Source organism: Pseudonocardia sp. WMMC193 (genome assembly GCF_021728735.1).
Taxonomy (GTDB): Bacteria; Actinomycetota; Actinomycetes; order Mycobacteriales; family Pseudonocardiaceae; genus Pseudonocardia; species Pseudonocardia oroxyli.
The window spans coordinates 232,999-252,656 of the sequence record NZ_JAKKDO010000003.1; the positions used below are offsets into that span (position 1 = coordinate 232,999).

Consider the following 19,658-nt stretch of genomic DNA (forward strand, 5'->3'; position numbering starts at 1 on the left):
AGACCGTAGCCCACTGCCACGATGGGGGTGTGACGACGACGGTGTCCACCCTCCACCGCTATCCGGTGAAGTCCATGCTGGGCGAGGACCTGCCCAGCCTCGAGATCGACGCGCACGGCGTGGTCGGCGACCGCGCGCTCGCGCTGGTCGACCCGACGACGGGCAAGGTGGCCACGGCGAAACAGCCGCGCTGGTGGCGGGACCTGCTGCAGTGCCGCGCCGAGTCGACCGACGCCGGGGTGCGGGTGCACCTGCCGGGCGGCGAGGTGCGCGGCGCGCACGAGGTCGACGAGCCGCTGACCGCGCTGCTCGGCCGCCCGGTCGCGATGGCCTACCGCAGGCCCGACGGCGCGCTCGTCGAGCGGCCGGACCCGGAGGAGGTGCTGGCCCAGGGGCTCGACGCCGAGCTCGAGACCCCGGAGCTGGAGATCGCGATGGGTGCGCCGGGCGGGCGGTTCGTGGACCACTCCCCGCTGCACCTGATCACCGCCGCGACGCTGGGGTCACTCGGCGTGGAGGCGCTGCGCTACCGCCCGAACGTGGTGGTCGCAGGGTCCGTGGCCCCGTTCGTCGAGAACGCGTGGCTCGGGCGGCGGCTGCGGATCGGGGAGGTGGAGCTCGAGGTCACGCTGCCGACCCCGCGCTGCTCGGTGCCGACGCTGCAGCACGGCGACCTCGGCCGCGCACCCCACGCCCTGCGGGGTCCGGCCGACCGCAACCGGGTGGAGGTGCCCGGCTTCGGGGTGCTGCCGTGCGCCGGATGCTACGCCACCGTGGTCCGGACCGGGACGATCCGGGCGGGGGACGAGGTCGTGGTCGGCTGAGTGGTCGGGCTCAGCTGTGGAGCACCGCCCGCGCCAGCGCCGCGGTCCGCGCCGGGTGCCCGGGGACGACACGCAGGTGGTGGATCCGGGACAGGCTGTTGACCAGGGAGATCGCGGCGTGCACCCGCACCCGGGCCTCCGCCTCGGGCAGCCCCGCGTCGTCCCGACGCAGCAGCTCGACCCACTCCGCCAGGTAGTCCCGCTGGGCGCGGCGGAAGTCCTGCCTGCGCTCCTCCGGCAGGTGGATGACCTCGGTGACCAGGATGCCGACGATCGCCGCGTTCTCGGCGGCGAAGTCGGTGTAGTGCGCGACGAGCCGGTCCAGGGCGTCCGCCGCGTCGGTGGCCCGGGCCAGCGCCCGGTGCAGCCCGAGCCACAGCGCCTCGTTGCCGCGGTTGAGTGCCGCGGCGAGGACCTCGATCTTGCTGGGGAAGTGGTGGTAGACGCTCGGCCCGGCGATCCCCGCGGCCGCGCCGATGTCGTCCAGCCCCACCGACGGGTAGCCGCGCTCGGCGAACAGGCGCGCGGCGACCGCGAGCAGCGCCTCGCGCCGCGACACCGGGTGCAGGCCCGCCGGTCGGGGCGCGCTCGGCACCGGCACGGCGTCGGGGAGCGGAGCCGCCGCGACGGCCCGGACCGCCGCCCGCAGGATGTCCGCGAACCGGCCGTGGTCGAGGTCGGTGTGATGGTGCGACGGGCTGTCCAACACGGACAGGATCGCCCAGGACCGCAGCTCGGCCTGCGCCTCCAGGGGCGCCGCCACACGCTCGGCCAGCCCGCGCAGGCGGTGGCGCAGCGCCCGCCGGTCGGCCTCGGGGAGGTGGCCCGCCTCGCGCTCCCACAACACGCCGAACTCGCGGTGCTCGAGGGTGAACGCGGTCAGTGCGGCGGTGAAGTCGCCGTCGAGCGCCTCGATCGCCGTGAGCTGCGCGTCCAGCACGGTCAGGAGCAGTTCCTCCTTGCCCCGGAAGTGTCGGTAGAGCGCACTCGCCCCGATCCCGACGTCCGCGGCGATCGCGGCCATGGACACCCGGTGGTAGCCGTCGCTCCAGAAACGGTGGGCCGCGGCGGCGAGGATGTGGGCGCGCCGGTCCCGCGGTCGGCGTCTCGCCTCGACGGTCACGGGGTGAGTGTGCCCCGCGCGGCGAACCGGGGCGGTCGGCGCGCCAGGAACGCGGCGATCCCCTCCGGGCAGTCCGGGCCGTCGACCAGTGCGACGAGCGCCGCGCTCTCCGCCGCGGCCGCGACGTCCGCGTCGGTCGGCGACGCGGCGAGCAGCGCCCGCGTGCGCGCGACGGCGCTGGACCGGGTGCCGTCCGGCGCGGCCGAGACCGGCGGCGGTCCCGAGGCGTGAGGCCCGTCCGTCTGCTCGTCGCCCTCGGGGTGCTGCTGCTCGCCGGGTGCGCCACCGCGGGGGACACCCCGCTGCCGAGCACCCCGCCCGCACAGACCGCACCACCGCCCGCGGCGCCGACGAAGGTCACGATCCCCGCGCTGGGGGTGACCTCGACGCTGATCGCGACGGGCATGCTCCCGGACGGGACGCCCGAGGTGCCCAGCGTGCACACGCCCGAGCAGGCCTCCTGGGCGTCGTGGTCCCCGGAGCCGGGGGAGCCCGGCCCGGCCGTGCTGTACGGCCACGTGGACGGCGAGCGGGACGGCCGTCGGGGCGTGCCTGGGGTCTTCCACGGCATCCGCACACTCACCCCCGGCGCGCAGATCACCGTCGACCGGGACGGCGCCCCGCCGCTGTGGTTCACCGTCTACCGGGTCGAGGCCTACCCGAAGGCCGACCTCGACGACCCGGGCGCCACGGCCACCGCCGCGGTCTACGGAGACACCGACGGCCCGGAGCTTCGTCTGGTGACCTGCGGCGGCGCCTTCTACTCGGGCGTACGCAGCTACGTCGACCAGATCGTGGTGTTCGCCCGCCTCGCGGGCTGAGAGGAGAGCCGACGTGTCGACGATCAGCCTCGGCTTCGACCCGCTGCCGCTCGAGGTCCGGCTCGCGCCCGACTCCGACTTCGTGACCGCGATCGTCGCCGAGGGCGGCTGGCCGCCCGGCGCGCAGCTCGAGCTGCAGGTGCGGCTGCGCGGCGCGAACCCGGTCGTCTGGGCGGCGACCCTCGACGGCGAGGCGATGACGTGGAACGTCCCGGCCGCGCAGGTTGCTGCCGTGCTCGCCGCCAGGCCGACCCAGGTCCGGCTGCACTACCGCGAGGGCGCCGACGGCCCGACGCTGCTGTGGGCGAGCGGCCCGGTGGACTCGCGATGACCGAGCTGGTGCTCGGCGAGGGCACGCGGGTGCGGATCGCACCGCCGATCCTGCCGCGCATCGAGGTGGCCCCGCCTTCGGCGACCCGCGCCGTCGTCGTCCCGGTGGTCGGGCCGCCCGGCCCGCCCGGTGAGCCGGGCCCCGGCGCGGTCGTGCTTGACGACCTCGAGGACGTCGAGGCTCCCTCCGGCGTCGCCGGGCTGCTGGAGCGACAGGGCGACGGGGTCGTGCGGGCGGTCCCGCGTGACGAGATCACGAGCGAGTGGTTCCAGGGCCACGGCGCACCGCCGCCGGTGATCCCGGGCGCGAAGCGCGGCGACATGTACGTCGACCTCGACTCGGGCGCCTTCTACCAGCTCGGCTGACGAAAGGACGATCATGGCTTGGGGACAGATCGGGTGCGTCAAGGGCCCGATGGGCGACCAGGGCGCACCGGCCCGCAGGGCGCGACCGGAGCACAGGGACCGAAGGGCGACACCGGCGCGCAGGGCCCCCAGGGCATCCAGGGCACGACCGGCGCCACCGGCGCCACTGGACCCGCGGGCCGCACCTTTGACCCCGAGGGCTCGGTCGCGACGAAGGCCGCGCTCGTCGCGATGAACGTGACGACCAAGGGTAAGGCCTACGTCGTCCTGGAGAACAAGCACCTCTACGTCTACGAGGGCAACGAGGCGCCGACCTCCGGCCCCGGATACGACTCGGCCACGCCCGGCTTCACGGACATGGGCGACGTCTCCGGACCCCAAGGCGCCACCGGTGCTGCAGGCGCCCAGGGCCCGACGGGCGCAACCGGGCCTACCGGAGCCACCGGCGCCCAGGGCCCGAAGGGCGACACCGGCCCGCAGGGTGTCCGCGGGTCGACGTGGTTCTCCGGGAACGGGGCACCGGGCACGATCGCCGGGTCTCAGGTCGGGGACCGCTACCTGGACCTGACCGACGGCGCTGTCTACCTGCTGAGCTGACCCCGTGCCGTGGAACGCGACCGGCTCCTCCTTGAAGGGACCCAAGGGCGACACCGGCGCTCAGGGGCCGACCGGTGCGCAAGGCCCCACCGGCGCCACCGGGCCTCAGGGCGCGACCGGCCCCGCAGGCCCCGGCCTGCCCGCCGGGGGAGCCGCGGGCCGCTTCGCCCAGAAGAACAGCGCCACCGACTACGACGTCATCTGGGACATCCTCACCGGCGCGGACATGCCCTCGGTGCTCTCCGCGATCCGCGCCGGGTCGGTGAGCTCGGCGCTGACCTCCGACGCCAGCGCCCCCGGCAACTTCATCAACCTCACCGTCACCGGCAACGCGACCTTCGGCCTGTCCAACCCGACCGACCATCAGGTCGTCACGGCCCACTTCCTCGCCTCGGGCGCGAACCGCACCATCACCTTCGACACCACCTCGGTTGTGCCCGCCGGTGGTCGAGCGATGTCCTACCTCGTCCCTTCCGGCGAGGTGCTCATCGCGGAGTTCCGCTACATCGGCACCCGCGGCACCCCCCGATGAGCGCTGGTCCGCGCCGAGGTCACCGGCGCATCGGCCGCCGCTGTCCAGGCCGAGAACGCCTCCGGGGTAAGCACCACCTCGACGACCTTCGTGGCCTTGACCGGATCACCCGGCGTGGTGTTCGTCGCGCCGCCGTCCGGGTCCGTTCGTGTCGACGCGTCGTCGTCCGTTGCGCCGAACACCGCCGGCGCCTCGGCCTACTACGCCCCCGAGGTCCGGACGGGCAACACAGTCGGATCCGGCACCGTCGTCCTCGCTGCGGCCGACATCAACGCCGTGGGCCTCACGGTGACCGCGAACGGTCAAGGTGTCGACGCGAGCAGGAACACCCTGGTCACCGGCCTGACCCGTGTGCCCAGTACAACGTGCGTGGCCTGCACCGGACCACAGCCGGAACCGGGTTCTTCGCGCGGCAGCGGATCACCGTGACTCCCATCGGGCTGGCGTGACCCACTAGGTCCGCTCGAAGTTCAGGTGCCCCGGCCCGCCGAAGCCCGACCAGATCGGGAAGCCGGGCCCGTCAGGTCCGGTCGAGACGGTGCGCAGCTGCGCGGGCGCGGGCTCGCTGGGCGACCACTTCCGGTAGAGCACCCGCAGCACGGCGCCGCCCGGACCGGGCTTCTCCAGTTGCTGCTCGATGACGGGGGCGAGCCGCCCGGGATCCGAGAGCGGGTCGACTGCGCGACAGCGGTCCGCGCAGAAGAAGGCGATGGCCCCGATCTCGCCGTGCGCGGTCTCGACGGTGGCGCCGTCGGGGATGACCGCGGCGATGGCGGCGTACTCCGCCGCGGTCGCGTAGTTCGCGTGGAACGGGATGGCCTGCTGCCACTGGTGTGCGTAGACGAACGAGCTCGCCCCGGCCGCGATGAGCACGAGCGGCACCCCGAAGGCGATCCCGAAGCGGGGCATCCCGCGACGACGAGGGAGCAGCGCCGCCGCCCCGAGTGCGGCGAGGATGACCGACCCGGCGACGACCGGCGCGTAATACCAGGCGAAGGGTGGCACGTCGAGCATCGACATGACCACGGCGTGGGTGACCGCGCCGCCACCGATGAGAATGGTCGCCGGATGGGCCGGGGCCAGCTGAATCCAGCCGAGCAGCGCGATGATGCCGATCACCACGAGCGTCAGCGTGAGCGTCGTGGCCGAGGTCCAGCGATCGAGGAACAGCAGGATGGCCGTGTGGTAGTGGGTCCCGGCCAGGCCCTGGGTCTGGGCGGTCTTCCAGGCGAGGGTGTCCGGGATCGGGCTGCCGAACATCACCACCGACGCGGTCGCCCAGGGGATCAGCACCGCGACCGCGAGGCCGGCCATCGCCACGACCCGACCGATCGCGCGACGGGCGTCCGGCCACGCGGCAACGAACACCGCGGCAGCCGCGGCGACCGCGAACACCCCGGCATCCGGGCGGCACAGGACGACGAGGCCGCACAGCAGGCCCGCGATCACGGTCCGCTGCCCCTGTAGCGCCCACAGCAGCGCGGCGAGTAGGGCCAGCAGCAGGAAGGACTCGAGCCCCACGGTCGCCGCCATGAGCGGCGAGGACACCAGGAGGGCGACGGCGAGCGGGCCCGCCCACCATGCCCAGCCGCTGCGGCGGGCGACCGCGGTCAGCGCCAGCGAGATCACCGCGGTCGAGGCTGCGAGCACGATCCCGAGGGCGACCAGCGGCGACCGGACGAACACCGCCACCGCGGCGAGGACAAGGACGTAGAGCGGGCTCGTCGCCGTGTTCGACGGCAGGCCTGGGGTGACCGCCCACTCGCCGTGCAGCGCGAGGTTTCGCGCGAAGGACAGCGTGATGTAGGCGTCGTCGGCCAGCCCGCGGTGCACGAGCAGGAACAGACCCAGACCCGCGACCCCGCCGAAGGCCGCCGAGAGCAGCGGACGCAGATCGCGGCGCTGACGGGCCGGACGCCGGTGACGCCCGGGTTCCCAGGGCTGCGCGGGCAGCTCCTCGGTCGGTCTGTCCATCAGAGTCACGGCCACCTCACTGAGTGTTCAGCCGGGAGCCGCACTCGCCCGCCTGCCACGCCGCGCCCGATCTGGTGATGCTCGGCCAACGAGACTCGGGCGCCCGAGTTGCGGTCTGACCAGCTAGTTCTCGTCGCAAGTAGATCGTGCCGGGCCTCGCCCGGCGGCACCAAACCCTGAAGGAGCCGACCATGGCGCTGACCGGAGCGGCCCTGCGCGGGGTGCTCTCCGCCCTGGGCGCGATCAGCTCGAAGAGGCCGCCCGTGCGGTCGTACGACGAGCTCGCCGCGGGCGCCGATGCAGCGCTGCGGGCCGCTCCGGCAGGCCTCACCGTGCAGGGTGCCGCGAGCTTCCTCGCCACCTGTGCGCAGGAGTCCGACTACTTCCGGACCATGACCGAGTACGGAGCCAGCGGCGCCAGGTACGCGCCGTACACCGGCCGCGGCTTCGTGCAGGTCACCTGGGAGAGCAACTACCGAGCCTTCGGCGCCTGGGCCAAGGCTCGCGGGCTGATCGCCGAAGCCGACCAGTTCGTCCGCGACCCCGCCTCGCTGGCCGACTACCGCTGGGCCTGGCTCTGCGCCTGCTTCACTGGCGACCACACGCTAACCGTGATTCACTTCGGTGCCAAGGAGAGCGACGATGCCCTCGATCCCGGACACCCTGCGCACCACGGCGGCCCGGTGCCCCGACCGCACCGCCCTCGTCTTCGGCGACCGCAGGCGCACCTACCGCGAGCTGGCGGCGGAGGTCGAGGCCGCCGCCGCGACCCTCGCGGCGCACGGCGTGCGCCCCGGCGACCGCGTCGTCCTGATGTCCGGCAACAGCGACGCGTTCGTGATCGCCGCCTACGCGGTGCTGCGCGTCGGCGCGATCCTGGTCCCGGGCAACCCGGCGAACGCCGCCCCCGAGGTCGCGCACCTGATCGCGGACTCCGGCGCCCGGGCCGTGCTGCACGCCGCCCCGTTCGCGGACGTCGTCGCGGCGGCGGGCGGAGCGGAGCTGGTCCTGACCCTCGACCGGCTCGCGACCGCGCCGGCCGACCACCCGCCCGTCGAGCACCGGCCCGCCGAGAGCGACGACGCGCTGCTGCTCTACACCTCCGGAACGACCGGAGCCCCGAAGGGCGCGCTCTTCGACCACCACCGCGCGCTGTGGTGCATGGTCAACATGGCCACCGCCACCGGCTTCCGGGACGGTGACCGCACCGTGCACGTGGCGCCGCTCTACCACGCGGCGGCCCTGTGCCTGGTCCTGTTCCCGGGGGTCGCGATGGCGATGACGCAGGTCGTGGCGCCCGCGTTCGACCCGGCCGCGCTGCTCGACGTCATGGAGCGCGAGCGGATCACGCTGTTCTTCGGCGTCCCCACGATGTACCGCTTCCTGCTGCGCGTGCCGGACCTGGCGGACCGCGACCTGTCCGCATGGCGGATCGGGCTGTTCGGTGCCGCCCCGATGGCCCCCGACGACGTCCGTGCCCTGACCGCGGCCCTGCCCTCGGTCGACCTCTACCAGCTCTGCGGGCAGACCGAGGCCGGGCCCGGCGGCATCTACGCCGGTCCGGAGGACGTGCGGGCCCGCCCCGATGCCAGCGGCCGGTACGCCCTGCCCAACACCGAGGCGCGGGTGGTCACGGCCGAGGGTGCGGACGTGGCACCCGGCGAGGTCGGCGAGCTGGTGCTCCGCGGCGAGACGATCATGAAGGGCTACTGGAACCGCCCCGAGGCGACCGCCGAGACGGTCCGGGACGGCTGGCTGCACACCGGCGACCTCGGCCGGCTCGACGCGGACGGCTACATCACGCTGGTCGACCGGCTCAAGGACCTGATCATCACCGGCGCCCGGAACGTCTACAGCGTGGAGGTCGAGGGCGCGCTCGCGGGCCACCCGGACGTGGCGGACGTGGCGGTGGTCGGGGTGCCGCACCCGGACTACGGGGAGAGCATCCTCGCGGTGGTCGTACCGCGGGAGGGCGCCGAGCCCACGCTGGAGTCGTTGCGCGCCTGGGCGGGCGAGCGGATCGCGGGCTACAAGCTGCCCCACCGGCTCCACATCGGACCCATCCCGCGCAACCCCAGCGGGAAGATCCAGAAGCACCTGCTGCGGGAGGCCGTGGCGAAGGAGGAGGTCTCGTGACCGGACGTGTGCTGGTGGCGGGGGTGGGCATGGTCCCGTTCGCCACCCCGAGCCGCAGCGCGACCTACGACGTGCTGGCCGAAGGGGCCGTGCGGGCCGCGCTCGACGACGCGGGGATCGAGCTGGCGCAGGTTCAGCAGGCCTACGCGGGCTACGTCTACGGCGACTCCACGAGCGGCCAGAACGCGCTGTACCGGGTCGGCATGACCGGCATCCCGGTCGTCAACGTCAACAACAACTGCTCGACCGGCTCGTCGGCGCTGTTCCTGGCCCGGCAGGCCGTGGCGTCGGGCGCGGCGGACTGCGTGCTCGCCTTCGGGTTCGAGCAGATGCAGCGCGGCGCGCTGAAGGCGCAGTGGGAGGACCGACCGAGCGCGTTCGACCGGTTCGACGAGGTGCTGCCGAAGGACGACACCGCGCCGATGGCGCCGCGGTACTTCGGCGCCGCGGGCGCGGCCTGGTGCGAGCGCCACGACGCGGACCCGGCGGTGTTCGCCCACATCGCGGTCAAGGCGCGCAGGCACGCCGCGCACAATCCCCACGCCGTGTTCACCGACCAGGTCACGGTGGAGGAGGTGCTGGCCTCGCCGCGGATCCACGGGCCGCTGACGCGGTTGCAGTGCTGCCCGCCGACCTGCGGGGCCGCCGCCGCGGTGGTGGTCGGCGAGGAGTTCGCGCGCCGCCACGGGCTGCGCACCGACGTGGCCGTCGCCGCCCAGGCCATGACGACGGACACGGCGTCGAGCTTCGCGGGGGACCCGATCCGGCTGGTCGGCTACGACATGGCGAGGGCCGCGGCCCGGCAGGTCTACGAGGCCTCGGGCGTGGGCCCGGAGGACGTGCGGGTCGTGGAGCTGCACGACTGCTTCACCACGAACGAGCTGCTGTCCTACGAGGCGCTCGGGCTGACCCCGGAGGGCACCGCCGAGAAGTTCGTGCTCGAGGGCGACAACACCTACGGCGGCCGCGTCGTCACGAACCCCTCGGGCGGGCTGCTGTCGAAGGGCCACCCGTTGGGCGCCACCGGGCTCGCCCAGTGCGCGGAGCTGACCTGGCAGCTGCGCGGCGAGGCCGGGCCCCGCCAGGTCGACGGCGCGACGGTCGCCCTGCAGCACAACATCGGTCTCGGCGGCGCCGCCGTCGTGACCTTGTACGAGAAGCTGGGGCGGTGACCGACCGGCCCCCCGGGCCGAGCCGCGGCCGCGGCCCGATGGCCGGGGACGCTGCGTGGCCGCGGGGGGACGGCAGCAGGCGGAGTGGGTCGGATCAGTGCTCGTGGATGAGCACGCCGCGGACGTTCTTGCCGTTGAGCAGGTCGTCGTAGCCCTCGTTGACCTGCTCCAGGGAGTAGGTCTTGGTGATCAGCTCGTCGAGCTTGAGGTCGCCGGACTGGTACAGCCCCAGGATCTTCGGGATGTCGGTGGTGGGGTTGCAGTCGCCGAACAGCGAGCCCTTCACCGTCTTCTTGAACAGGGTCATGATCGAGCCGGGCAGGTTGACGTTCTGCGTCGAGAGCTTGTTCAGCCCGGTCAGCACCACGGTGCCGCCCTTGCCGATCGCGTCGAACGCGCCGGTGACGATCTCCTCGGTGACGATGCCCGCGGTCACGACGGCCTTGTCGGCGCCGTTGCCGTTGGTCATCGACCGGGCGAGGTCGGCGGCCTCCTCGATGGAGCCGACGGCGTGGGTGGCGCCGAGCTCCATGGCCTTCTCCCGCTTGTTCTGCAGCGGGTCGACGGCGATGAGGTTCTTGGCGCCGGCGTAGCGGGCGCCCTGTACGGCGTTGATGCCGATGCCGCCGACGCCGGAGACGATCACGGTCTCACCGGGCCGCACGTCGGCGGCGTTGACCGCCGAGCCCCAGCCGGTGGGCACGCCGCAGCCGACGAGCACGGCCTTGTCCAGGGGCAGGTCGTCGTCCACCTTGACCACCGAGTTCTGGTGGATGGTGGCGTACTGGGAGAAGGTGCCCAGCATGCACATGGCGCCGTAGTTGCCCTGCGGGCCGGTGAACGGGAACCGCTCGCCGGGCAGGTAGCCCTCGAGGATGGTGGCGCCCATGTCGCAGATGGCCTGCTGGCCGGTGGCACACCAGCGACAGACCCCGCAGTTGGGGATGAACGAGCAGACGACGTGGTCGCCGGCCTTGACCCGGGTGACACCGGGCCCGACCTCTTCGATGATCCCCGCGCCCTCGTGCCCGAGGACCATCGGCAGGCGTGCCTCGAGGTCGCCGTGGGAGATGTGGACGTCGGAGTGGCACAGGCCCGCGTAGGTGTAGCGGATCAGGACCTCGCCCTCGCGGGGGCCGTCCAGGTCCAGCTCCTCGATCTCGATCGGCTTGCCGGTCTCGTACACGACGGCGGCCTTGGTCTTCACATGTCCTCCTCGACAGTGGCGGACCCTCAGCCTGGCCGCGGACCGGCGACCTCAACTGTGCCGTTGTGGGACACCCCGATCCGGTACTGGCGGATGTAGCGGTAGAGCGTGTTCCGGCTGATCCCGAGCATGTCGGCGGCCTGCACCTTGTTGCCGCAGCAGGTCCGCAGGGCGTCGACCACCGCGTCGCGCTCGGCCTGGCGCAGCGCACCGCCGACGGGCGCCCGGGGCTCCCGGTGGCCGCGGGGGAGGTCCGCGTCGGTGATGTCGCCCGCCTGCCGCCGCCGCGCCACGTGGGCGACGACGGCGGCCAGCTCGCCGAGGTTCCCCGGCCAGTCCTGCGCGGCGAGGACGGCCAGCGCGCCGGGGGTGAACCGCAGGTCGGGGCCCGCCTCGGCCAGCATGGCCGCGGCGAGCGCCGGTATCCGGTCCCGCCGCGAACGCAACGTCGGCAGCTCCAGGTGCACGGGGCAGCGGGCGGTCAGCGCGGTCGTGCGGGGATCGAGGGTGCCGGTGGCCGCGGTGAGCACGAGCCGGTGACCGCGGGCGAGCCGTTCCAGGGCGACGGCGGCGGCGGGCGCGAGCAGCTCGACGTCCGTGACCACGATCGTGGCCACGTCCGGGGGGACGGCGTCGACGTCCGCGACCGTCGCGGTGGTGCCGTCGAGCTCGGTGGAGGCGGCTCCGGCGAGCTCGCGGGCGACGGTCCGCCTGCCCGTGCCCGACTCGCCGCGGACGAGCACCGACGTGCCGTCGACGCGGTAGCGGGCCAGCTCGGCGTGCGGCCAGGCCTCCCACTGGGTGGCGCTGCGGACCTGTCGGGGCACCGGGGCGCGCCGGTGGGCGAGCTCGGCCCGGACGAGCGTCCCCCCGTCGACGACGGTCGCCTCCAGGTCCACCTCCCGGCCGGACGTCAGCGTGAACGTGCAGCGCCAGTCGCGCCCGCGCGCCCGCTGGATCTCGTCGGCGAGGGTCCGGAGCGCGGCGTGGTCGGCGGGCTGGAGGAGCTCGGCGGCCGCGTCGTTGGTGAGCACGACGTCGACCCCCAGCGCGATCACCGCGGCGTCCGGGCGGGTGGAGGCGAGGTCGAACGCCTCGAGCAGACCGCGGCGGGCCTGCCGGACGTCCCCGAGCAGCCGCGCCTCGATCTCCCGCACACCGCGCAGCAGGAACGGCCGCAGCAGCGAGCTCGCGTGGTCCTGGGGACAGGTGATGTCGAGGACGCCCGCGGCGCGCCGGGTCGACGGGTCGAGGATCGGCAGGCCGTAGCAGGCGAGGCCGCGGAAGGCCTCCAGGTAGTGCTCCTCGCCGTGCACCGCCACCCCGGTGCGGGTCTCGAACACCGTCGCGATCGAGTTCGTGCCGGTGGAGGACTCGAGGAACTGGCTCCCGATCACCACCCCGAGCCCCTCGATCTCGTCCCGCGCCGAGGGCAGGCCGAACCGCAGGTCGACGAGCCGCGCGTCGTGGTCGGCGAGGATCACCGTGTACGGGGCGCCGTCCAGGCTCGCCGCCAGGTGGGAGAGGACGGGGTCGGCGGCCCGGCGGAGCCTGCTCGCGGCGTCGACCGGCTCGACGTCCTCGGGGTCGACGCGGCTGGACGGGGAGAGGCCGTACCGCTCGGTGCGCCGCCACGACGAGGCGATCACCGGACGCTCGGGGTACACCCGACGGACCCTCTCACGAGTCGGGGCCCGCCCGCCCGTCCGGACTAGTCCTTCGGGCAGGCTTGTGCGATCGCACGAAGACGCGGGGGCTGTGCGGCCGTCGTTCGTGCGGTCCGCCCCTGCCCGCCTCCCCGGCGCCGGGGCCACCGTATGAGGCGGCTCACGCCCGACCAGCACCGCCGAACACGACGAGGTGATCCGTGCGCGTCCCCGACCGTCCGACCCGGAAACGCTCGACCCCCGCCCGCCGCCCGCACCCGGTGGACGAGGTCCTCCCGGTGGGGAAGCTCGCGATCTACGGCGTGCAACACGTGCTCGCCTTCTACGCGGGCGCGGTGATCGTGCCGATCCTGCTCGCCGGGGCGATCGGGCTGTCCGAGCGCGAGCTCATCCACCTGATCAACGCGGACCTCTTCACCTGCGGCATCGCCTCGATCATCCAGTCCGTGGGGTTCTGGAAGGTGGGGGTGCGGCTGCCGCTGCTCCAGGGCGTCACGTTCACCGCCGTCAGCCCCATGATCGCGATCGCGCTGGCCGCGGGCGGCGGGACCGACGGCCTGCTGGTGATCTACGGCTCGGTGATCGTCGCCGGCCTGTTCACCTTCCTCATCGCCCCGTGGTTCTCGAAGCTGATCCGCTTCTTCCCTCCGGTCGTCACCGGCACGGTGATCACGATCATCGGCCTCGCGCTGCTGCCGGTCGCCGCGCTCGACGCCGTCGGCGGCGGCTCGAACCCCGACCCCACCCACGGCCGGTACCTGGCCTACGCCCTGGGCACGCTCGCCGTCATCGTGGTGATCCAGCGGGTGTTCCGCGGGTTCGCCGCCACCGTCGCCGTGCTGATCGGCCTGGTGCTGGGCACGGCCGTGGCCTGGCTGCTGGGCGACGTCTCCTTCTCCTCGGTGGGGGACTCGTCCTGGTTCGGCGTGACGACCCCGTTCTACTTCGGCTGGCCGCGGTTCGCGGGCGCCGCCATCGTCTCGATGATCGTGGTCATGCTGATCACCGCCGTCGAGACCACCGGGGACGTGTTCGCGACCGGCGAGATCGTGGACAAGCGGGTCGGCAAGGAGGACGTCGCCCGGGCGCTGCGCGCGGACGGGCTCGCCACGACGATCGGCGGCGTCCTCAACTCGTTCCCCTACACCTGCTTCGCCGAGAACGTCGGGCTCGTGCGGCTGACCCGGGTGAAGAGCCGCTACGTCGTGGCCGCGGCGGGCGTGTTCATGATCGTCATCGGGTTGATCCCCAAGGCGGGCGCGGTGGTGGCGAGCATCCCGCACCCGGTGCTCGGCGGCGCCGCGCTGGCGATGTTCGCCACCGTCGCGGTCGTCGGCGTGCAGACGCTCTCCCGGGTGGACTTCCACGACCACCGCAACGTCGTGATCGTCGGGACCTCGCTGGGGCTCGCGATGTTCGTCACCGCCCAGCCCGACGTGGCCAAGGCCCTGCCCGGCTGGGCGCAGATCATCTTCGGCTCGGGCATCACGCTCGGCAGCATCACGGCGATCCTGCTCAACGTCGTGTTCCACCACGTCGGCCGCGGGCCCGCCATCGCGGGCGCCCCCGGTGAGCCGACGCTGCGGCTGAACGCGATCAACCGGATGGGCCGGGACGAGTTCGTCGCCGCCTTCGGCAGGCTCTTCCAGGGCCCGACGGACGTGGTCGGGCGGGCGTACGACCGCAAGCCCTTCGCAGACACCGGCGCCCTGCGGACCGCGTTCCAGGAGGCGTTGTTCTCCGCGCCGCGGGAGGAGCAGGAGGCGCTCATGGCGGCCTACCCGGACCTCGGCGGGGACCTGCTCGACGACGACTCGCTCGCCGACCAGGAGTGTGCGGGCCTGACCCGGCTGGCCGACGCCGACCGCGACGAGTTCGCGTCCCTGGCCGCCGCCTACCGGGAGCGGTTCGGCATCCCGCTCATCGTGTGCGTGCGCGAGCACCCCGACCGCGCGGCGATCCTCGCCGAGGGTCTGCGGCGGCTGGGCAACTCGCCCGCGCAGGAGCACGCGGCCGCGCTGATCGAGATCGCGAAGGTCGCCAACCGGCGGTTCGAGACCCTCGTGGCGGAGGCCAACCCCATCGCGGCCGCGCGGGCCGCGTCGTTCGGGACCAGCGCCCGATGACCGCCTTCGACACCCTGCCCGACGACGAGGCGCAGGCCCTGCTCCTGCGGGTCTGCGCGGCTCCCCGCTGGGCGCGGGAGGTGGTGGCGGGCAGGCCGTACGGGACGGTGGAGGCGCTGCAGGCGGCCGCATCGGCCGCGCTGGATCCCACCGATCTCGACGCCGCGCTGGCCGCACATCCGCGCATCGGGGACCCGACCGCGCGGGGACAGGCCGCCCACGAGCAGGCGGGCGTGGCGTCCGCGCCCCCGGAGACGCTGACCGCGCTCGCCGAGGGCAACCGGGCCTACGAGGAGCGGTTCGGCCGGGTCTACCTGGTCTGCGCAGAGGGACGCAGCGCCGAGGACCTGCTGGTCACGCTGCGGGCCCGGCTCGCCAACCCGGCGGACACCGAGCGGGCCGTCGCGCTCGGCGAGCTGGCCGCGATCAACCGGCTGCGCCTGGACCGGGTGCTGCGATGACGCTGTCGACCCACGTGCTCGACGCGACCTCCGGCACCCCGGCCGCGGGCATGGTCGTCGTGCTGCGGACCGGCGGGCGCGAGCGCGACCGGATCGTCACCGACGCCGACGGCCGGGGCCGGCTCGTCGAGCCCGGGGCGGGCGTCCACACCCTGACCTTCGCCACGGCGGCGTGGTCGGAGTTCTACCCCGAGGTCACCGTGGCGTTCACGGTGACCGACCCGGCACGCCACCACCACGTGCCGCTGCTGCTGTCCCCCTTCGCCTACTCCACCTACCGCGGGAGCTGACAGATGACGATCACGCTGGGCGCCAACGACTACGGCAAGGCCGAGAACCGGGTGGTGCGCATCCACCGCGACACCGCCCGCCACGAGATCCGGGACGTGACCGTCTCGACCGCGCTGCGCGGGGACTTCACCGCGGCCCACCTCGCCGGGGACCAGTCCCGCGTCCTGCCGACCGACACCCAGAAGAACACCGTGTACGCCTACGCCAAGAAGCACGGGCTGCGGGAGATCGAGGACTACGCGCTGACCCTGGCGCGGCACTTCGTGGCGGACGTCGAGCCCGTCGACGGCGCCCGCGTCGAGGTGGAGGAGTACTCGTGGGAGCGGGTGAACGACCACTCCTGGGTGCGGAAGCAGTCCGAGGTCCGGACGACCGTCGTGGAGGTGGGCGAGGTCGAGAAGGTGACCTCCGGGCTCAAGGACCTCGTGCTGCTCAAGTCCACCGGCTCCGAGTTCGCCGGGTTCCTGCGCGACGAGTACACGACCCTGCAGGAGACCCACGACCGGATCATGTCGACGTCCCTGGTCGGCACCTGGACCTACGCCGGCACGGACGTCGACTGGAACAAGACCTGGACCGACGTGCGGGCGATCCTGGTGGAGCGCTTCGCGTCCGTGCACTCCCTCGCGCTGCAGCAGACCCTGTGGGAGATGGGCCGGGCCGTCCTGGAGGCGCACCCGGAGATCACCGAGATCGCGCTGTCGGCGCCGAACAAGCACCACTTCGTCGTCGACCTGTCGCCCTTCGGCCTGGAGAACCCGAACGAGGTCTTCCACGCCGCGGACCGGCCCTACGGGCTGATCCGGGCGACCGTCGGCAGGAGCTAGTTCGGGAGGGATGTCGAGAAGCCGGGGGCGGCTCCGTCCCAGGGTCGAACGCGGCCAGAATGGGCCGCGACGACGAAGGAGACCTCCCATGGCGAAGTACCTGCTGCTCAAGCACTACCGCGGCGCGCCTGCTCCGGCCAACGACGTCCCGATGGACCAGTGGACCCCCGAGGAGATCTCGGCCCACGTCCAGTACATGCGGGACTTCGCGGCCACGCTGGAGGAGTCCGGGGAGTTCGTCGACGGGCAGGCGCTGGCCCCGGAGGGCCGCTGGGTCCGGTACGACGGCGAGGGCCGCCCGCCGGTCACCGACGGCCCGTTCGCCGAGACCAAGGACCTGATCGCGGGCTGGATGATCATCGACGTGGACAGCGCGGAGCGCGCCTACGCGCTGGCGGGGGAGCTGTCCGCGGCGCCCGGCAAGGACGGGAAGCCGATCCACGAGTGGCTCGAGGTCCGGCCCTTCCTGAGCGCGCCGTCGTCCGACCTGGACTGCCACTGATGGAGGACCGCCTCCGGGAGCTCGTGCCGGGGGTCCTCGGTGTCCTCGTCCGCCGCGGAGCCGACTTCGCGGCGGCCGAGGACGCCGTGCAGGAGGCGCTCGTCGAGGCGGTCCGCGCGGCCGAGCACCCCGCGGACCTCAAGGCCTGGCTGGTGACGGTGGCCTGGCGCAAGTTCCTCGACGCGAGCCGGTCGGAGGCGGCCCGCCGCCGCCGGGAGGACCGGGTGGACGCCGAGCCGGAGCCGGGCCCGGTGTCCGGGGTGGACGACACCCTGCAGCTCTACTTCCGCTGTGCCCACCCGTCGCTCACGCCCGCGTCGGCGGTGGCGCTGACCCTGCGGGCCGTCGGCGGGCTGACCACGAGGCAGATCGCGCAAGCCTACCTCGTCCCCGAGGCGACCATGGCGCAGCGGATCAGCCGGGCCAAGAAGACGGTGTCCGGCGTGCGGTTCGACCGCAACGGAGACGTCGGGACGGTGCTGCGCACGCTCTATCTGGTGTTCAACGAGGGCTACTCCGGAGACGTCGACCTGGCCGCGGAGGCGATCCGGCTGACCCGCGGGCTCGCGGCGGGCATCGACCACCCGGAGGTCGCGGGCCTGCTGGCGCTGATGCTGCTGCACCACGCCCGGCGGCCCTCCCGCACCGCGCCGGACGGCAGCCTGGTCCCGCTCGCCGAGCAGGACCGGGGGCGCTGGGACACGATGGCGATCACCGAGGGCGTCGGGATCCTGCAGGCCGCGCTCGCCCGCGACCGGTTGGGGGAGTTCCAGGCGCAGGCGGCGATCGCCGCCCTGCACGCGGACGCGCAGACCGCCGCGGAGACCGACTGGGTGCAGATCGTGGAGTGGTACGACGAGCTCGTCCGGCTCACCGACAGCCCCGTCGTCCGGCTCAACCGCGCCGTCGCGGTGGGGGAGGCGGACGGGGCCCCGGCGGGGCTGGCGGCGCTGGCGGAGCTCGACCCGGACCTGCCCCGCCACACCGCCGCGGCGGCCTACCTGCACGAGCGCGCCGGTGACCGCGCGCTCGCCGCCCGGCTGTACGCCGACGCCGCACACCGCGCCCCGACGGAGGCGGAACGCACCCACCTGATCCGCCAGGCCGCGCGCCTGAACGCCCGCGCCTGACCCCGGGTCAGCGGGAGCGCAGGGCGAGGAAGACGTCGACGCGGTCTCGGAAGTCGCCCAGGTCGCGGGCGGTCAGTTCCTCGACCCGGCCGATGCGGTAGCGCACGGTGTTGACGTGCAGGTGGAGGCGTTCGGCGGCCCGGCTCCAGCTGCCGTTGCAGTCGAGGAAGGCCTCGAGCGTCTCGAGGAGGCCCGCGTCGTTGCGGGCGTCGTAGGCCAGGACCGGGGCGAGCACCCGGCCCGCGAAGCTGCGGCGCACCTCGTCCGGCACGGCGGCGAGCAGGGCGACGTGCGAGGTCACCTCGGTGGCCCGCACCACCTGCAGCGCCCCGGGCCGCTGCTGGGCCAGCGACCGGGCGTGCCGGGCCTCCTGCAACGCCCCGGTCAGCGCGGCGACCGCCGCGGGCCTGCTGATCCCGACGGTCAACCGTTCCGCGGTGAACCCGGGGGCGAGCCTGCGCAGCGCGGTGTCGAGGACCGCCGGGTCGCCCGGGACGAACGCGACCGCGAGCCCCTCGTGGGTGCCGACGACCGGTGGTCCGAGGTGCGCCGCGGCGTCGACCAGCACCGACCGCGCCGTCTCCGCCCGCCCGGCCCCCTCGAACGCGGCGACGACGACCGCGTGCTCCACCGCCGGGTCCAGCCCCGCCTGCCGCAGCCGCACCGGCAGCTCCGGGCGCGTGTCGGCGCCCTCGGCGACCAGGGCGATCGCGTCGTCGGCGATGTCGCGGCCCACCCGCAGGCCCTCGCCGCGCCGCGCCCGGTCCAGCGCCGCCACCGCGACCAGCTCGCCGACGGCCTCGGTGTGCTCGCGGTCCGGGCCGCCGTCGACCACGACGAACCAGGAGGTCGCCCGCAGCTCGGAGGACGGGCCGACGGGGAAGACGGATCGCTGCGGGTCCTCGGCGGGCAGGCGTTCGGCGGTCAGGAAGGTGCGGACGGCGGCGGCCAGCTCGTCCTCGGGCAGGGGCGGGCCCGCCAGCGCGCGCCCGGTCGCCGACAGCACCCGGCAGGTCCGGCCGAGCTCCGCCCCCACCCGCGCGGTCAGCTCGTCCAGCCCGGCGCCGCTCGCGGCCGCCGCGAGCAGCCTGCGCTGTCTGCCGAGGGTCTCGGCGAGGCGGTCGCCGCGCGCCGCGGTCACCGAGCCGACGACGTACTCGGTCACCGCCGCGAAGGAGACCTCCTCGGGGACCTCCAGCAGCGGGACGCCGTGTCGGACGCAGGCCTCGACCACGTCCGCCGGGGTGCCGTGGAAGACGGCGGCGCCCGCGGCCAGCGCCGCCACCGGGGCCTTGGCGAGCGCGCTGACGAACCGTTCGGCGTCGTCGGTGCCCCGGCGCCACACCAGCCCGCTGATCACCAGCTCGCCGCCGGTCAGGTAGCGCCCGGGATCGGGTAGGTCGGTCGTGTAGACCCAGCGCACCGGGCGGTCGAGGGCCGCCTCGTCGCCGTGGAGCAGCCGGAGCCGGAGGTCGGCGCGCCCGACCAGGTCCCGCAGCAGCATTGGAGGAACGTACAACTCGGGCGTGCGGGACCGCCATGGCTTCGTCGCACCGGGGACTCCTGATCGTG

At 74.0% G+C, this 19,658-nt stretch carries 21 protein-coding genes; 16 read left to right on the forward strand and 5 right to left on the reverse strand.

Features of this window, described 5'->3' with window-relative positions:
• Positions 1-29 precede the first annotated feature (29 nt).
• Positions 30-824 carry an MOSC domain-containing protein gene (locus L3X23_RS02425; protein ID WP_237190476.1) on the forward strand — a complete coding sequence of 265 codons (795 nt, stop codon included), beginning with the start codon at positions 30-32 and terminating at the stop codon, positions 822-824.
• A gap of 10 nt (positions 825-834) precedes the next feature.
• Here L3X23_RS02425 and L3X23_RS02430 read toward each other — a convergent pair whose 3' ends face one another.
• Entirely contained in the window at positions 835-1,947 is a 1,113-nt protein-coding gene (locus L3X23_RS02430; protein WP_237190477.1) for a TetR/AcrR family transcriptional regulator, read from the reverse strand.
• Positions 1,948-1,950: 3 nt separating this feature from the next.
• Between L3X23_RS02430 and L3X23_RS02435 the strand changes: the two genes are divergently transcribed.
• From L3X23_RS02435 to L3X23_RS02465, 7 genes are all read left to right on the forward strand, one after another.
• Positions 1,951-2,178, forward strand: a complete 228-nt coding sequence (locus tag L3X23_RS02435) for a hypothetical protein (protein ID WP_237190478.1) — start codon at positions 1,951-1,953, stop codon at positions 2,176-2,178.
• Complete coding sequence (locus L3X23_RS02440; RefSeq protein ID WP_237190479.1) at positions 2,175-2,768, forward strand: sortase domain-bontaining protein; 594 nt, start codon at positions 2,175-2,177, stop codon at positions 2,766-2,768. Before L3X23_RS02435 ends, L3X23_RS02440 begins: the two co-directional genes overlap by 4 nt.
• A 13-nt stretch (positions 2,769-2,781) precedes the next feature.
• Complete coding sequence (locus L3X23_RS02445; RefSeq protein WP_237190480.1) at positions 2,782-3,099, forward strand: hypothetical protein; 318 nt, start codon at positions 2,782-2,784, stop codon at positions 3,097-3,099.
• A complete protein-coding gene (locus L3X23_RS02450) occupies positions 3,096-3,464 on the forward strand; it encodes a hypothetical protein (RefSeq protein WP_237190481.1) in 369 nt (122 codons plus the stop codon). The genes L3X23_RS02445 and L3X23_RS02450 overlap by 4 nt, the downstream gene beginning before the upstream one ends.
• Before the next feature lie 33 nt (positions 3,465-3,497).
• A complete protein-coding gene (locus tag L3X23_RS02455) occupies positions 3,498-4,061 on the forward strand; it encodes a hypothetical protein (protein ID WP_237198200.1) in 564 nt (187 codons plus the stop codon).
• 4 nt (positions 4,062-4,065) lie between these two features.
• Positions 4,066-4,593, forward strand: a complete 528-nt coding sequence (locus L3X23_RS02460) for a collagen-like protein (protein WP_237190482.1) — start codon at positions 4,066-4,068, stop codon at positions 4,591-4,593.
• A gap of 114 nt (positions 4,594-4,707) precedes the next feature.
• A complete protein-coding gene (locus L3X23_RS02465) occupies positions 4,708-5,022 on the forward strand; it encodes a hypothetical protein (protein WP_237190483.1) in 315 nt (104 codons plus the stop codon).
• Positions 5,023-5,046: 24 nt separating this feature from the next.
• Here the strand turns inward: L3X23_RS02465 and L3X23_RS02470 are convergent, their stop codons facing one another.
• The gene (locus tag L3X23_RS02470; protein ID WP_237190484.1) at positions 5,047-6,567 is read right to left on the reverse strand and encodes a hypothetical protein; all 1,521 of its coding nucleotides are present in this window, start codon (positions 6,565-6,567) and stop codon (positions 5,047-5,049) included.
• 642 nt (positions 6,568-7,209) lie between these two features.
• On the opposite strand from L3X23_RS02470, the gene L3X23_RS02475 reads away from it, so the two are divergent.
• Together L3X23_RS02475 and L3X23_RS02480 are read left to right on the forward strand one after the other, a co-directional pair.
• Positions 7,210-8,703, forward strand: coding sequence for a class I adenylate-forming enzyme family protein (locus L3X23_RS02475; protein ID WP_237190485.1), 1,494 nt, complete (start codon positions 7,210-7,212; stop codon positions 8,701-8,703).
• Positions 8,700-9,875, forward strand: a complete 1,176-nt coding sequence (locus L3X23_RS02480) for a lipid-transfer protein (protein WP_237190486.1) — start codon at positions 8,700-8,702, stop codon at positions 9,873-9,875. Before L3X23_RS02475 ends, L3X23_RS02480 begins: the two co-directional genes overlap by 4 nt.
• A gap of 94 nt (positions 9,876-9,969) precedes the next feature.
• Here the strand turns inward: L3X23_RS02480 and L3X23_RS02485 are convergent, their stop codons facing one another.
• Together L3X23_RS02485 and L3X23_RS35950 are read right to left on the reverse strand one after the other, a co-directional pair.
• Positions 9,970-11,082: an NDMA-dependent alcohol dehydrogenase gene (locus L3X23_RS02485; RefSeq protein ID WP_237190487.1), complete on the reverse strand. Its 1,113-nt coding sequence runs from the start codon at positions 11,080-11,082 to the stop codon at positions 9,970-9,972.
• A gap of 26 nt (positions 11,083-11,108) precedes the next feature.
• On the reverse strand, positions 11,109-12,749 hold the full coding sequence (locus tag L3X23_RS35950; protein WP_237190488.1) for a helix-turn-helix domain-containing protein: 1,641 nt from the start codon (positions 12,747-12,749) through the stop codon (positions 11,109-11,111).
• 200 nt (positions 12,750-12,949) lie between these two features.
• On the opposite strand from L3X23_RS35950, the gene uraD (L3X23_RS35955) reads away from it, so the two are divergent.
• The 6 genes from uraD (L3X23_RS35955) to L3X23_RS02520 all read left to right on the forward strand — a co-directional run bounded on the left by uraD (L3X23_RS35955) (position 12,950) and on the right by L3X23_RS02520 (position 18,086).
• Positions 12,950-14,875: a 2-oxo-4-hydroxy-4-carboxy-5-ureidoimidazoline decarboxylase gene (gene uraD / locus L3X23_RS35955; protein ID WP_237190489.1), complete on the forward strand. Its 1,926-nt coding sequence runs from the start codon at positions 12,950-12,952 to the stop codon at positions 14,873-14,875.
• On the forward strand, positions 14,872-15,336 hold the full coding sequence (gene uraD / locus L3X23_RS02500; protein WP_237190490.1) for a 2-oxo-4-hydroxy-4-carboxy-5-ureidoimidazoline decarboxylase: 465 nt from the start codon (positions 14,872-14,874) through the stop codon (positions 15,334-15,336). Before uraD (L3X23_RS35955) ends, uraD (L3X23_RS02500) begins: the two co-directional genes overlap by 4 nt.
• Positions 15,333-15,626 (forward strand): hydroxyisourate hydrolase, encoded by a 294-nt coding sequence (locus L3X23_RS02505; protein WP_237190491.1) that lies wholly within the window; start codon positions 15,333-15,335, stop codon positions 15,624-15,626. The genes uraD (L3X23_RS02500) and L3X23_RS02505 overlap by 4 nt, the downstream gene beginning before the upstream one ends.
• Before the next feature lie 3 nt (positions 15,627-15,629).
• Positions 15,630-16,454, forward strand: coding sequence for a factor-independent urate hydroxylase (gene pucL, locus L3X23_RS02510; RefSeq protein ID WP_237190492.1), 825 nt, complete (start codon positions 15,630-15,632; stop codon positions 16,452-16,454).
• An 88-nt stretch (positions 16,455-16,542) separates the two neighbouring features.
• Positions 16,543-16,956 carry a YciI family protein gene (locus L3X23_RS02515; RefSeq protein ID WP_093087723.1) on the forward strand — a complete coding sequence of 138 codons (414 nt, stop codon included), beginning with the start codon at positions 16,543-16,545 and terminating at the stop codon, positions 16,954-16,956.
• The gene (locus tag L3X23_RS02520; RefSeq protein WP_374204812.1) at positions 16,956-18,086 is read left to right on the forward strand and encodes an RNA polymerase sigma factor; all 1,131 of its coding nucleotides are present in this window, start codon (positions 16,956-16,958) and stop codon (positions 18,084-18,086) included. Before L3X23_RS02515 ends, L3X23_RS02520 begins: the two co-directional genes overlap by 1 nt.
• Before the next feature lie 7 nt (positions 18,087-18,093).
• Here the strand turns inward: L3X23_RS02520 and L3X23_RS02525 are convergent, their stop codons facing one another.
• On the reverse strand, positions 18,094-19,590 hold the full coding sequence (locus tag L3X23_RS02525) for a PucR family transcriptional regulator (RefSeq protein ID WP_237190493.1): 1,497 nt from the start codon (positions 19,588-19,590) through the stop codon (positions 18,094-18,096).
• Positions 19,591-19,658: the final 68 nt, after the last annotated feature.

Excerpts from the sequence above, each read along its gene's own strand:
- L3X23_RS02450 (WP_237190481.1), top strand. The coding sequence starts at position 3,096 with ATGACCGAGCTGGTGCTCGGCGAGGGCACGCGGGTGCGGATCGCACCG.
- L3X23_RS02470 (WP_237190484.1), bottom strand. The coding sequence starts at position 6,567 with ATGGACAGACCGACCGAGGAGCTGCCCGCGCAGCCCTGGGAACCCGGG.
- L3X23_RS02475 (WP_237190485.1), top strand. The coding sequence starts at position 7,210 with ATGCCCTCGATCCCGGACACCCTGCGCACCACGGCGGCCCGGTGCCCC.
- uraD (WP_237190490.1), top strand. The coding sequence starts at position 14,872 with ATGACCGCCTTCGACACCCTGCCCGACGACGAGGCGCAGGCCCTGCTC.
- L3X23_RS02505 (WP_237190491.1), top strand. The coding sequence starts at position 15,333 with ATGACGCTGTCGACCCACGTGCTCGACGCGACCTCCGGCACCCCGGCC.
- pucL (WP_237190492.1), top strand. The coding sequence starts at position 15,630 with ATGACGATCACGCTGGGCGCCAACGACTACGGCAAGGCCGAGAACCGG.
- L3X23_RS02515 (WP_093087723.1), top strand. The coding sequence starts at position 16,543 with ATGGCGAAGTACCTGCTGCTCAAGCACTACCGCGGCGCGCCTGCTCCG.
- L3X23_RS02520 (WP_374204812.1), top strand. The coding sequence starts at position 16,956 with ATGGAGGACCGCCTCCGGGAGCTCGTGCCGGGGGTCCTCGGTGTCCTC.
- L3X23_RS02525 (WP_237190493.1), bottom strand. The coding sequence starts at position 19,590 with ATGCTGCTGCGGGACCTGGTCGGGCGCGCCGACCTCCGGCTCCGGCTG.